Origin of the sequence: Burkholderia sp. BCC1998 (genome assembly GCF_905339875.1) — a bacterium.
GTDB lineage: Bacteria > Pseudomonadota > Gammaproteobacteria > Burkholderiales > Burkholderiaceae > Burkholderia.
This window is the reverse complement of sequence record NZ_CAJPHE010000012.1, coordinates 1-12,599: the sequence shown is the minus strand read 5'-3', so window position 1 is coordinate 12,599 and position 12,599 is coordinate 1. Positions and strand designations below refer to the sequence as shown.

At 66.3% G+C, this 12,599-nt stretch carries 11 protein-coding genes; 8 read left to right on the top strand and 3 right to left on the bottom strand.

Features of this window, described 5'->3' with window-relative positions:
* The first annotated feature begins 25 nt into the window (after positions 1–25).
* The 4 genes from U5A56_RS20760 (at position 26) to purU (ending at position 3,103) form a co-directional block, all read left to right on the top strand.
* Positions 26–592, top strand: coding sequence for an adenine phosphoribosyltransferase (locus U5A56_RS20760; protein WP_011657958.1), 567 nt, complete (start codon positions 26–28; stop codon positions 590–592).
* Positions 593–625: 33 nt separating this feature from the next.
* The gene (locus U5A56_RS20755; RefSeq protein WP_044847456.1) at positions 626–1,240 is read left to right on the top strand and encodes a LysE family translocator; all 615 of its coding nucleotides are present in this window, start codon (positions 626–628) and stop codon (positions 1,238–1,240) included.
* Positions 1,241–1,245: 5 nt separating this feature from the next.
* Positions 1,246–2,103, top strand: coding sequence for an NUDIX hydrolase (locus U5A56_RS20750; protein WP_044847455.1), 858 nt, complete (start codon positions 1,246–1,248; stop codon positions 2,101–2,103).
* Positions 2,104–2,218: 115 nt separating this feature from the next.
* Positions 2,219–3,103, top strand: coding sequence for a formyltetrahydrofolate deformylase (purU, locus tag U5A56_RS20745; protein ID WP_257773593.1), 885 nt, complete (start codon positions 2,219–2,221; stop codon positions 3,101–3,103).
* Between the two features lie 138 nt (positions 3,104–3,241).
* On the opposite strand, the gene U5A56_RS20740 is transcribed toward purU, so the two are convergent.
* Positions 3,242–4,324 (bottom strand): AI-2E family transporter, encoded by a 1,083-nt coding sequence (locus U5A56_RS20740; protein ID WP_044847453.1) that lies wholly within the window; start codon positions 4,322–4,324, stop codon positions 3,242–3,244.
* Positions 4,325–4,579: 255 nt separating this feature from the next.
* A complete protein-coding gene (gene uvrA, locus U5A56_RS20735; protein WP_321924331.1) occupies positions 4,580–7,465 on the bottom strand; it encodes an excinuclease ABC subunit UvrA in 2,886 nt (961 codons plus the stop codon).
* Between the two features lie 276 nt (positions 7,466–7,741).
* Here uvrA and U5A56_RS20730 point away from each other — a divergent pair, with 276 nt between their 5' ends.
* Entirely contained in the window at positions 7,742–8,929 is a 1,188-nt protein-coding gene (locus tag U5A56_RS20730) for an MFS transporter (protein ID WP_044847451.1), read from the top strand.
* A 103-nt stretch (positions 8,930–9,032) separates the two neighbouring features.
* Positions 9,033–9,584, top strand: a complete 552-nt coding sequence (locus U5A56_RS20725) for a single-stranded DNA-binding protein (RefSeq protein ID WP_059603013.1) — start codon at positions 9,033–9,035, stop codon at positions 9,582–9,584.
* Positions 9,585–10,042: 458 nt separating this feature from the next.
* On the opposite strand, the gene U5A56_RS20720 is transcribed toward U5A56_RS20725, so the two are convergent.
* Positions 10,043–10,267: a hypothetical protein gene (locus U5A56_RS20720; protein ID WP_044847449.1), complete on the bottom strand. Its 225-nt coding sequence runs from the start codon at positions 10,265–10,267 to the stop codon at positions 10,043–10,045.
* 240 nt (positions 10,268–10,507) lie between these two features.
* Here U5A56_RS20720 and U5A56_RS20715 point away from each other — a divergent pair, with 240 nt between their 5' ends.
* Both U5A56_RS20715 and phaP read left to right on the top strand, forming a co-directional pair.
* A complete protein-coding gene (locus U5A56_RS20715; protein ID WP_044847448.1) occupies positions 10,508–11,272 on the top strand; it encodes a ParA family protein in 765 nt (254 codons plus the stop codon).
* Between the two features lie 462 nt (positions 11,273–11,734).
* Positions 11,735–12,316: a TIGR01841 family phasin gene (gene phaP, locus U5A56_RS20710; protein WP_044847447.1), complete on the top strand. Its 582-nt coding sequence runs from the start codon at positions 11,735–11,737 to the stop codon at positions 12,314–12,316.
* Positions 12,317–12,599: the final 283 nt, after the last annotated feature.

Here is a 12,599-nt window from a genome sequence, read left to right as displayed (position 1 = left end):
CGCACCGTTTTTTTCGGAGAGTTTCATGCCGCATTCGTCGCCGGGCGCACCGCTCGATCCGGTCGCCTTCATCCACAGCCAGATCCGCACCGTGCCCGACTGGCCGCAGCCGGGCGTGCAGTTCCGCGACATCACGACGCTGCTGCAGAGCCCGAAGGCGCTGCGCATCCTCGTCGACCTGTTCGTCGAACGCTATGTCGATGCGAAGCTCGACTACGTCGCGGGGCTCGACGCGCGCGGCTTCATCATCGCGCCGATCGTCGCGTACGAGCTGAGCGTCGGCTTCGTGCCGATCCGCAAGGTCGGCAAGCTGCCGTACAAGACGCGCTCGGAATCGTACGACCTCGAATACGGCAGCGCGACCGTCGAGATCCATGAAGACGCGTGCCGCCCCGGCGACCGCGTGATCATCATGGACGACCTGATCGCGACCGGCGGCACGATGATGGCGGGGCGCAACCTGCTGCAGCGGCTCGGTGCGGTCGTCGTCGAAGGCGCGGCGATCATCGACCTGCCCGATCTCGGCGGCTCGACGCTGCTGCGCAACGCGGGGCTGCCCGTCTATACCGTTACCGAATTCGCCGGCCACTGAACCACCGGAGCCGGCCCACGCCGCGAGGTCACGATGCCCAACTTCATGCTGTTTCTCGCCACGTCGATCGCGATCACGTTCGCGCCGGGTCCCGACAACCTGCAGGTGCTCGCGCGCGGCATCTCGCAGGGCCGCGCGGCCGGCTTCGTCGCCGCGCTCGGCTTCACGGCCGGAATCCTGTTCCATACGACGCTCGCGGCGCTCGGCGTCGCGGCGGTGCTGCGCTCGTCGCCGGTCGCGTTCCAGACGCTGAAGCTCGCGGGCGCCGCGTACCTCGTGTGGATCGGCATCAAGGCGCTGCGCAGCCAGGGCCTCGCGAACGCGCACGAGCGCCCGCCGCAGCCGCTTGGCGCGATCTTCCGGCAGAGCGTGATCGGCAACCTGATGAACCCGAAGGTCACGTTGTTCTTCGTCGTGTTCCTGCCGCAGTTCGTCGATCCGCACGGCGTGCAGGGCGTGACGCTGCAGATGTTCGAACTCGGCGCGCTGTTCATGCTGCAGACGGCCGCGATCTTCTCGCTGTTCGGCGTCGGCGCGGGCGCGATCGGCACGTGGCTGAAGCGCCGCCCGAAGGCCGGTGTGTGGCTCGACCGGATCGCCGGCGCGACCTTCATCGCGATCGGCATCCGCGTCGCGCTGAAGGACTGAGCCCGATGACGTTTCCGTGCATTGCGGCCGCGCGCCGCTTCGATCCGGCCGCGCACCTGCGTTTCGAGATCGCCGGCGTGGCCGTGGGCTGGGTGCGCCGCCAGGACATCGCGAAGCTCGCGCGCTGGCCCGACGTGTTCGAGCTGACGGACGCGCGCGTCGTGCTGTCGGCGCGCTATGACACGGTCGACGCGCGCAGCATGGCGCTCGCGAGCGCGATCGGCGCGCTGGCGGCCGAAGGCGCGATTCCCGGCTGGCGCGACGAGATCTATGCGATCCGCAACCGCTTCGACGATCCGCCGCTCGCGTACATCGAGCGCGCCGCGTCGCGCTTCTTCGGCACGCAGACTTATGCGGTGCACCTGAACGGCATCGTAGAATATGCGGCTGCGCCGGGTTCGCCCGCCGCGCCGCAGATGTGGCTCGGCCGCCGCAGCGCGACCAAGGCCACCGACCCCGGCATGCTCGACAACGTCGTCGCGGGCGGCATCGGCTGGGGCCTGGGCGTTCACGAGACGCTCACGAAGGAATGCTGGGAAGAGGCCGGCATGCCGGCCGAACTGGCGGCACGCGCGATCGCGGGCCGCGCGGTGCAGGTACTGTGTTCGCTGCCGGAAGGCACGCAGTCCGAACTGATCTTCGTGTACGACCTGCCGCTGCCGCGCGACTTCGCGCCGCACAACCAGGACGGCGAAGTGGCCGAGCACCTGCTGGCCGGCGTGCCCGAGGTGATCGGCTGGCTGCGCGAAGGCCGCGCGACGATGGATGCGAGCCTCGCGATGCTCGACACGCTGCTGCGCCACCGCTGGCTATCGGCGGCGGACGCCGCGGGCATCGACGCGCTGTTCGCGCCGGCCGCCTGACGCGCCACCTGGCGAGCCACCTGAAGGCGCCGCCTGCCTGCCCGGGCTTGGGCCCCAGGGTGAGGCCGGACGAACGGCCTATTTGACGAATACCGAAACGAAGGGAGTAGCGGTCATGTCGACCGATCACAGCTTTATCTTGAAACTGTCGTGCCCCGACCGGCATGGCATCGTCCACGCGGTCTCGGGCTTCCTGTTCGAGCGCGCCAACAACATCCTCGATTCGGCGCAGTTCGGCGACAGCCGCACCGGCGAGTTCTTCATGCGCGTGCACTTCGTGCAGGACGGCGACGGCGCGGATGCCGCGTCGGCGCTCGACACGCTGCGCAAGGAATTCGCGCCGCTCGCCGAGCAGTTCGGGATGCGCTGGGAAATGCACGACGCGGCCGTGAAGCCGCGCGTCGTGATCATGGTGTCGAAGATCGGCCACTGCCTGAACGACCTGCTGTTCCGCTACCGCACCGGCCAGCTGCCGATCGAGATTCCGGCGATCGTGTCGAACCACAAGGAGTTCTACCAGCTCGCCGCCAGCTACAACATCCCGTTCCATCATTTCCCGCTCGTCGGCGGTTCGTCCGATGCGGCGAAGGCCGCGCAGGAAGCGCGGGTGCTGGAAGTGATCGACGAACACCAGGCCGATCTCGTCGTGCTCGCGCGCTACATGCAGATCCTGTCGCCGAACATGTGCCAGCAGCTCGCCGGCCGCGCGATCAACATCCACCATTCGTTCCTGCCGAGCTTCAAGGGCGCGAAGCCGTACTACCAGGCGTTCGACCGCGGCGTGAAGCTGATCGGCGCGACCGCGCACTACGTGACGACCGACCTCGACGAAGGCCCGATCATCGAGCAGGAAGTCGAGCGCGTCGACCACAGCATGACGCCCGACCAGCTCACCGCGATCGGCCGCGACGTCGAGTGCGTGACGCTCGCGCGTGCGGTGAAGTGGCACGTCGAGCACCGGATCGTGCTGAACGGGACGAAGACCGTCGTGTTCCGCTGATCGGCTGATCGGTGATGCGCGCCGGCCGGCCTGCGCAGGCCGTCGGTTGCCGCAAACAAGAACGCCGCGCCCTTGACGGGGCGCGGCGTTTTTTTATCGCGTGATGCGCGGGGATCGGGTTGCGTCGGGTACGGCGCGTCAGATCAGCCGCAGCATGTACAGCTCGCGCTTCATGTACGCATAGAAGATCGGCGCGGCGATCACGCCCGGCAGCCCGAACGCGGCTTCCATGATCAGCATCGCGAGCAGCAGCTCCCACGCGCGCGACTCGATCTGGCCGCCGATGATCTTTGCATTCAGGAAGTATTCGAGCTTGTGGATCACGACGAGGAACGCGAGCGACGCGATCGCGGTGCCCATGCTGACCGACAGCGACACCGCGACGATCAGCGTGTTCGAGATCAGGTTGCCGATCACCGGCAGCAGGCCGACGATGAACGTGACGAGCACCAGTGTTTTCGACAGCGGCAGCCGCTGGTGGAAGATCGGCAGCGCGACGAGCAGGTAGATGCCGGTAAAGGTCGCGTTGATCGCCGAGATCTTGATCTGCGCGAACACGATCCGGCGGAACGATTCGGCGAAGCGCGACACGCGCGTGACGAGCGCGGTCGACAGCGGCCGACGCACCTTGCCGTGCTCGACGCCGATCGCGATCATCGCGCCGATGATCATCCCGAACACCACGTGGCCGAAGCCGCGCGCGACGCTCTTGCCGCCTTGCTGGAGCTGGTCCATGTGCGAATGCATCAGCAGCGCCGCCTTGGTCTTCATCTGTTCGACGTCGACCGGCAGCAGGTTCGCGATCCAGGCCGGCGTGCGGGCGCGCGTCTGCTCGACGATCTGCATCAGCTGGCCAAGGAGGCTCTGCAGGTTCGGCACCGTGTGCTCGAAGTGGTCGATGATGCCGATCGTGAGGCCCGTGAGCCCGCCGACGATCGCGATCGACAGCAGCACGACGGCGACCCAGCGCGCGCGCATGCTTGTGGTGTGGCGTTCGATCACCGGGGCGATCGTGTGGATCAGCTGATAGACCAGCATGCCGGCCAGCAGCCCGCCCAGCAGCTTGAGTTCGATGACGAGCACCATCGCGACGAGGGCGAACAGGTAGCTGCCGATCTCGATCGCCGACAGCTTCGGCAGGCTGAAGTCGCTCGTCAGCCGCACGCTGCGCAGGTGCGGCTCGCGGTTCTGCGCGTCGCGCGACTCTTGTTGCTTCTCCATCATGGATTCCTGTCGTTCGTGTGCCGTGCCGCGCGGTGGGCGACACGGCGGCGATCGCCCGGCGTCGCACCGGATTGGTGCGGATGGCGAACCTTACGACCGTAAAGTATAGCTGCCATTATGGTCCGCCACGGGGCTGTTTGGCTCGTGGTGTAAACGCAGAGGGGAAAACCGCAGAAGGGAAAACGAGGAGGCCGGCGCCGCCCCGCTGCCGGGCGCGCGCGGCCGGGCAGCCGCGCGCGGGAACGGAAAGTGTCAGCCGGCCGCCACCTTGCGGGCCGGGCGCTTGAGCAGCGGCGCGAGGTACTTGCCGGTGAAGCTCGCCTTGGTCTTCGCGACCTGCTCGGGCGTGCCCTGCGCGATGATCTGGCCGCCGCCGGCCCCGCCTTCGGGGCCGAGGTCGATCACCCAGTCGGCCGTCTTGATCACGTCGAGATTGTGCTCGATGATCACGACCGTGTTGCCCTGGTCGCGCAGCCGGTGGATCACCTCGAGCAGCAGCGCGATGTCGTGGAAGTGCAGGCCGGTGGTCGGCTCGTCGAGGATGTACAGCGTGCGGCCCGTGTCGCGCTTCGACAGCTCCAGCGACAGCTTCACGCGCTGCGCCTCACCGCCCGACAGCGTCGTGGCCGACTGGCCGAGGCGGATGTAGCCGAGGCCGACGTCGAGCAGCGTCTTCAGCTTGCGGGCGATCACCGGCACCGCGCTGAAGAATTCGTACGCGTGTTCGACCGTCATGTCGAGCACTTCGCTGATGTTCTTGCCCTTGTACTGCACTTCGAGCGTTTCGCGGTTGTAGCGCTTGCCGTGGCACACGTCGCACGGCACGTAGACGTCCGGCAGGAAGTGCATCTCGACTTTCAGCACGCCGTCGCCCTGGCACGACTCGCAACGGCCGCCCTTCACGTTGAACGAGAAGCGGCCCGGATCGTAGCCGCGCTCCTTCGCGGTCGGCACGCCCGAGAACAGCTCGCGGATCGGCGTGAACAGGCCCGTGTAGGTGGCCGGGTTCGAGCGCGGCGTGCGGCCGATCGGCGACTGGTCGACGTTGATCACCTTGTCGAAGTGCTCGAGGCCCTCGATCGCCTCGTGCGGCGCCGGCTCGGCCGACGAGCCGTACAGGTGGCGCGCGACCGCGTGATACAGCGTGTCGTTGATCAGCGTCGACTTGCCGGAGCCCGACACGCCGGTGATGCAGGTCAGCAGGCCGACCGGCAGTTCGAGATCGACGTGCTTCAGGTTGTTGCCGTGCGCGTCGACGATGCGCAGCATCCGCTCGGGATCGGGCGCGAGCCGCTCGTCCGGGTATTCGATCGTGCGCTTGCCGACCAGGTACTGGCCCGTCAGCGACTGCGGGTTCGACTGCACCTGCTTCGGCGTGCCTTCGGCCACGATCACGCCGCCGTGCTCGCCGGCGCCCGGGCCCATGTCGACGACGTAGTCGGCCGTGCGGATCATGTCCTCGTCGTGCTCGACGACGATCACCGAGTTGCCGAGGTCGCGCAGGTGCTTGAGCGTCGCGATCAGGCGGTCGTTGTCGCGCTGGTGCAGGCCGATCGACGGCTCGTCGAGCACGTACATCACGCCGGTCAGGCCCGAGCCGATCTGCGACGCGAGCCGGATCCGCTGCGCCTCGCCGCCGGACAGCGTTTCGGCGCTGCGCTCGAGCGACAGGTAGTCGAGGCCGACGTTGTTCAGGAAGGTCAGGCGCGCGACGATTTCCTTGATCACCTTGTCGGCGATCTCGCGCTTCGCGCCGTCGAGCGACAGGCCGTCGAAATAGCCGAGCGCGTCGCGCAGCGGCCAGCCGCTGATTTCATAGATGCCGCGCGCGTAGTCGCCGGTGCCGACCCGCACGTGGCGCGCCTCGCGGCGCAGCCGCGTGCCGTCGCACGACGGGCACGGCTGGTTGTTCTGGTATTTCGCGAGCTCTTCGCGCACCGCGACCGAATCGGTCTCGCGGTAGCGGCGCTCGAGGTTCGGGATGATCCCTTCGAACACGTGCTCGCGGATCGTCGTGCGGCCACGCTCGTTGATGTACGAAAACGGGATCGTCTGCTTGCCCGAGCCGAACAGCAGCACCTTGCGGATCTTTTCCGGCAGGTCCTCGAACGCGGCGTCGATGTCGAATTCGTAGAACGCCGCGAGGCTCTGCAGCATCTGGAAGTAGAACTGGTTGCGGCGATCCCAGCCCTTCACGGCGCCCGCGGCGAGCGACAGCGACGGGTGCGCGACGACCCGCTTCGGGTCGAAGAACGTGATCTGGCCGAGGCCGTCGCATTCCGGGCACGCGCCCATCGGGTTGTTGAACGAGAACAGGCGCGGCTCGAGCTCCTGCAGCGAGTACGAGCAGATCGGGCACGCGAACTTCGAGCTGAACAGGTGTTCGTGGTCGGTATCCATCTCCAGCGCGATCGCGCGGCCGTCGGCGAGGCGCAGCGCGGTCTCGAACGATTCCGCGAGGCGCTGCTTCATGTCCGGGCGCACCTTGAGACGATCGACGACGACGTCGATCGTGTGCTTGTCGTTCTTCTTGAGCTTCGGCAGCGACTCGACCTCGTAGATCTTCGCGACGCCTTCGTTCGCGGTGCCGCCCCCCGAGCGCACGCGAAAGCGCACGAAGCCCTGCGCCTGCATGTCCTCGAACAGCTCGGCGTGCTCGCCCTTGCGGTTCGCGACAACCGGCGCGAGGATCATCAGCTTGGTTTCCTCGGGCAGCGCGAGCGCCGCGTCGACCATCTGCGACACGCTCTGCGCCTCGAGCGGGATGTCGTGGTCGGGGCAGTACGGCGTGCCGACCCGTGCGAACAAAAGTCGCAGGTAGTCGTGGATTTCGGTGACCGTGCCGACGGTCGAACGCGGGTTGTGGGACGTCGCCTTCTGCTCGATCGAGATCGCGGGCGACAGGCCCTCGATCAGGTCGACGTCGGGTTTCTCCATCAGCTGCAGGAACTGGCGGGCGTACGCGGACAGGCTCTCGACGTAGCGGCGCTGGCCTTCGGCATAAAGGGTGTCGAACGCGAGCGACGACTTGCCCGACCCGGACAACCCGGTAATCACGATCAGCTTGTGGCGCGGCAGGTCGAGATTGACGTTTTTCAGGTTGTGGGTGCGTGCCCCACGGATACGGATCTGTTCCATGAACCTGGCGAAAATGGAGGGAACCAAACCTGCTACTATAACGGCTTTTCGAGGCCGTCGTTGGGGGCCCCCAGCCTTTGCAGCAGCTGGCAGCAAGGCGGTGTCCACGCCGGGAAGGCGGCCGCGCCGCACGGCGCGAGGCGGCCCGCAGGCTGCCTGCCCGACGTCCCGGAAAGCGGCCCCGGAAAGCGCCTGCCAGGCCTGCCGGGCCGGTGGCCCTGATCTTCCGCCGCCCGCCGCCGGGCGGACATTCCGATCATTCGAAATTCATTCCCGATGTCCAATCCGTCCGCCACGTCTTCCCGCATGAGTGCGCCCGAACTGCGCGCGACCACGTCGCTCGCGGCGATCTTCGCGCTGCGCATGCTCGGCCTGTTCATGATCATGCCGGTGTTCTCGGTCTACGCGAAAACCATCCCGGGCGGCGACAACGTGCTGCTCGTCGGCATCGCGCTCGGGGCCTACGGCGTCACGCAGTCGCTGCTGTACATCTTCTACGGGTGGGCGTCGGACAAGTTCGGCCGCAAGCCCGTGATCGCCACCGGCCTGCTGATCTTCGCGCTCGGGAGCTTCGTCGCCGCGTTCGCGCACGACATCACGTGGATCATCGTCGGCCGCGTGATCCAGGGGATGGGCGCCGTGTCGTCCGCGGTGCTCGCGTTCATCGCCGACCTGACCTCCGAGCAGAACCGCACGAAGGCGATGGCGATGGTCGGCGGCTCGATCGGCGTGTCGTTCGCGGTCGCGATCGTCGGCGCGCCGATCGTGTTCCACTGGGTCGGGATGAGCGGGCTGTTCGCGATCGTCGGCGTGCTGTCGATCCTCGCGATCGGGGTCGTGGTGTGGATCGTGCCCGACGCGGCGAAGCCCGTGCACGTGCCGGCGCCGTTCGGCGAGGTGCTGCACAACGGCGAGCTGCTGCGCCTGAACTTCGGCGTGCTCGTGCTGCACGCGACGCAGACGGCGCTGTTCCTCGTCGTGCCGCGCCTCTTGGTCGACGGCGGGCTGCCGGTCGCCGCGCACTGGAAGGTCTACCTGCCGGTGATGGGGCTCGCGTTCGTGATGATGGTCCCGGCGATCATCGTCGCGGAAAAACGGGGCAAGATGAAGCCGGTGCTGCTCGGTGGCATTCTGGCTATCCTGATCGGCCAATTGTTGCTCGGCAGCGCTCCGCATACCATCCTGATTGTGGCGGCGATCCTGTTCGTGTACTTCCTGGGTTTCAACATCCTGGAAGCGTCGCAGCCGTCGCTCGTGTCGAAGCTCGCGCCCGGTTCGCGCAAGGGCGCGGCCACGGGCGTCTACAACACCACGCAATCGATCGGGCTCGCGCTCGGCGGCATCGTGGGCGGCTGGCTGCTGAAGCACGGCGGCGCGAACACCGTCTTCTACGCGTGCTCGGGGCTCGTGGCGGCGTGGCTTATAATCGCGGCCAGCATGAAAGCGCCGCCGCGCAAGGCCTGAACCTTCTTTTCGGGCAGGCACCGGCGGCGCTCGCCGGCTTGCCCGGCGGGCCGCTCCGACGACATTCGCGGGCGGCCCGGCATCGAATTTACTGGAGAAACACATGGCATCCGTCAACAAGGTCATCCTCGTCGGCAATCTCGGCGCCGATCCTGAAGTCCGTTACCTGCCGAGCGGCGACGCGGTTGCGAACATCCGTCTCGCGACGACCGATCGCTACAAGGACAAGGCAAGCGGCGATTTCAAGGAAATGACCGAGTGGCACCGCGTCGCGTTCTTCGGCCGTCTCGCCGAAATCGTCAGCGAGTACCTGAAGAAGGGTTCGTCGGTCTATATCGAAGGCCGCATCCGCACGCGCAAGTGGCAGGGCCAGGACGGCCAGGATCGCTACTCGACCGAAATCGTCGCCGACCAGATGCAGATGCTCGGCGGCCGCGGCGGTTCGGGCGGCGGCGGTGGCGGCGGTGACGAAGGCGGTTACGGCGGCGGCTACGGTGGTGGTGGCGGCGGCCGCGGCGGCGAACAGATGGAACGCGGCGGCGGCGGCGGTCGTGCCGGCGGCGCGCCGCGCGGCGGTGCAGGCGGCGGCCAGAGCCGTCCGAGCGCGCCGGCAGGCGGCGGCTTCGACGAGATGGACGACGATATTCCGTTCTAAGCGGAACGCTGGTTCCCGATGTAAAGAGGGGCCCGAATCTCCACGCTGAATCACTGGTTCAGCCTGGATCTTCGGGTCCTTTTTTCGTTTACGCGTTTTTTGGGGTGTGGGCGGAACGTGCCCGATCGGGCGTAAGGAGCGTCGTGGTGGCGTCGTGCAAGGCGGGGAGAAGCCGCTGGCGCCGGCCGCGTCGGATGGGCGAGACTTGAGAATGGACTCCCCGTCAGCGGACGTTCGTCGTCGCGGGCGCGATGGCCCTGACGTCTGTTGTGCTTACGTGGCGAGCATGCCGACCGCAAACTTCAACCGACGCAACCGCGCCGGTGAGCAGGTTTCCTGAAGCCCTGCAACGGCGCATTCCCGACATGGGGGCCGTGGCATTCACACCCGAGTCACCTGCTTCGGACGGTGCGAACCATCACAAGACCGGCGCCGTGGCCGCCGCAGAACAGAACCGCTTACGCTTCCGTGACGATCGCGACCAGATTGCTGACGCGCTCGACGGATTTCCCACCCTTCGGCCAACGGACCAGCGCGTCGCTACCGTTGATCGACAGGATCACGCCATCGCTGCGGTCCACGGCACCCGTGAACGTGACACGGTTTACTTTTGCCGACGGCGAAAACGAAGCCGCGCTGCGGCCCGGCAGCAGATCCATCAGGAACGAAAATACGGGGTACACGACTGCTCCTTCGCAAGCTTGAACTACGGGTTTTCCCTAGTTTAACAGTTCGGATGTTGCGTCGCAACATTAGCCCTTGTGCCCGTTCCTCGTGCGCGCGTCTTCCGTCGTGATTTCCAGTCGTTCGTCGCGCCGCTCAGCAAATCTCCCGGGCGGTTCGTGTATCTGATCGATGTCACGCGGCCGCCACGATTGACCGGCTAAGCTCGTTGTTTCGACGTTTCGATCGAAGGAGACACAATGCGGCGGGTCGTATTCAACCAGAAGGGCGGGGTGGGCAAGTCGACGATCGTCTGCAACCTGGCGGCGATCAGCGCGAGCGAAGGGCTGCGCACGCTCGTCATCGACCTCGACGCGCAGGCGAATTCCACGCACTACCTGCTCGGCGACCGGGCGACCGACGCGCATCCCGGCGTCGCCGAATTCTTCGAGACCGCGCTGACGTTCAACTTCCGGCCGGTCGACGTCGCATCGTTCATCCATCCGACGCCGTTCGACGGGCTCGACGTGATGCCCGCGCATCCGGACCTCGACACGCTGCACGGCAAGCTCGAGTCGCGCTACAAGATCTACAAGCTGCGCGACGCGCTCAACGAGCTCGACACCTACGATGCCGTCTACATCGACACGCCGCCCGCACTGAACTTCTACACGCGCTCGGCGCTGATCGCGGTCGAGCGCTGCCTGATTCCGTTCGACTGCGACGACTTCTCGCGCCGCGCGCTGTACACGCTGCTCGAGAACGTGAAGGAAATCCAGCAGGACCACAACGCCGCGCTCGAGGTCGAAGGGATCGTCATCAACCAGTTCCAGCCGCGCGCGAGCCTGCCGCAGCGGCTGGTCGACGAACTCGTCGAGGAAGGGCTGCCGGTGCTGGCGTCGCGGCTCTCGGCATCGGTGAAGATCCGCGAGTCGCATCAGCAGTCGACGCCGGTGATCCATCTCGAGCCGGCACACAAGCTCGCGCAGGAGTTTCGCGCGCTGCATCGCGAACTGGTCGGGTGAGCGTGTCGCCGCTGGCCCGGCCCGGCGGTTTATATACGATCATTGAATTCGTCATTAATAATCCCGGTAACGATTTCAAAATAAATCTGGAAAAACGATTACAGGGGAATCCGCCCTATTTTCCAATGCGCACCTGTTTTTCAAATAACCGGAATAATGACGGGGTAAATGTTACGGACGTCGCGGTGCGCCATGCCGTAAAAAAGTAAAAATCATTTCGGGACAAGGCGTTGCGACGCGGCCCCATTGTGTGCGGGCGCAGATTGCGAGGAGATCAACCCGATCGATCAGGGTTTTCACCTAGTATTAATGCCATTTAATTGACAATTAATCCATCTAGAATGGCAATCTTCAACTCCCCGCAGTCAATCGTGCCTGCGGGTTGTGAATAAGGAAGCGGACCTCGATCTGGCTTCCATTTTTTTTCGTTCGTCTCTCGCATTGCTAACAGGAGCGTGCCCGATGTCCGTATTTGCCCCCGAAAAATTCGCCGCCGATTATCAGTCCGGAATTGCCGCCTGGTTCGCGATTGCCCGTCCGGCAATTAATGGTTTCGAGGCCGTTGTCGAACTCAACCTGCAAGCGGCCAAGACGGCGCTCGAGGAATACGAGGACAAGCTGAAGAACGCGTTCAACGCGAGCAACCCGGCTGCGGGCTTCGCGCAGCAAGTCGCCGCACCGCAGGAAGCGGCCGGCAAGGCCGTCGCGTACGGTCGCCATCTGTTCGACATCGCGGTGTCGACGCAGGCCGAGTGGGCGAAGGTCGCGCAGGCGCAATACGAGCAGAACGACAAGCGCGTGAAGGAGGTGGTCGGCGAGCTGACGAAGCATGCGCCGGCCGGTTCGGGCGCGGTGGTCGCCGCGCTGAATTCGGCGCTGTCCGCGGCGACTGCCGCGGCAGACTCCGTGCGCGCAGCGACGGGGCAGGCAATCGAAGCCGCACAAAGCGGTTTCGACGCAGTTAGCGAAACGGCGACGCGCGGTGCCAAGCAGACGGCGGCTGCCGCACGCAAGGAAGCCGCTTCGCGCGAATCGGCTGCATGAGCGCGTGTCGCGCGCAGGCGCGACACCATTGATCGAACGGCGCCGGCGGGCGCCGGCCGCCGCGTGTGCCGCGTGGTGGCCGGCGGCGTCCGGCTCGCCGCAGCGTGTCCGGGCCCGGCTGGAGCGGGCGAACGGGCGGCGCGCACGAAGGCGCGAGCCCTGAGCCGCATCGCGGGCCGTATGGCGCTCAAGCGCCGACGTCGGCCGCCGTGCCGCCCGGCCCCGGCACGCGATACAGCATGCAACACGGATCGACCCACTGATTTCGATGCAGGAACAAAAC

What these genes read in the sequence shown, in the direction of transcription:
- U5A56_RS20730 (WP_044847451.1), top strand. Translation starts at nt 7,742, where the DNA reads ATGTCCAATCCGTCCGCCACGTCTTCCCGCATGAGTGCGCCCGAACTG.
- U5A56_RS20760 (WP_011657958.1), top strand. Translation starts at nt 26, where the DNA reads ATGCCGCATTCGTCGCCGGGCGCACCGCTCGATCCGGTCGCCTTCATC.
- purU (WP_257773593.1), top strand. Translation starts at nt 2,219, where the DNA reads ATGTCGACCGATCACAGCTTTATCTTGAAACTGTCGTGCCCCGACCGG.
- U5A56_RS20725 (WP_059603013.1), top strand. Translation starts at nt 9,033, where the DNA reads ATGGCATCCGTCAACAAGGTCATCCTCGTCGGCAATCTCGGCGCCGAT.
- U5A56_RS20750 (WP_044847455.1), top strand. Translation starts at nt 1,246, where the DNA reads ATGACGTTTCCGTGCATTGCGGCCGCGCGCCGCTTCGATCCGGCCGCG.
- U5A56_RS20715 (WP_044847448.1), top strand. Translation starts at nt 10,508, where the DNA reads ATGCGGCGGGTCGTATTCAACCAGAAGGGCGGGGTGGGCAAGTCGACG.
- uvrA (WP_321924331.1), bottom strand. Translation starts at nt 7,465, where the DNA reads ATGGAACAGATCCGTATCCGTGGGGCACGCACCCACAACCTGAAAAAC.
- phaP (WP_044847447.1), top strand. Translation starts at nt 11,735, where the DNA reads ATGTCCGTATTTGCCCCCGAAAAATTCGCCGCCGATTATCAGTCCGGA.
- U5A56_RS20755 (WP_044847456.1), top strand. Translation starts at nt 626, where the DNA reads ATGCCCAACTTCATGCTGTTTCTCGCCACGTCGATCGCGATCACGTTC.
- U5A56_RS20740 (WP_044847453.1), bottom strand. Translation starts at nt 4,324, where the DNA reads ATGGAGAAGCAACAAGAGTCGCGCGACGCGCAGAACCGCGAGCCGCAC.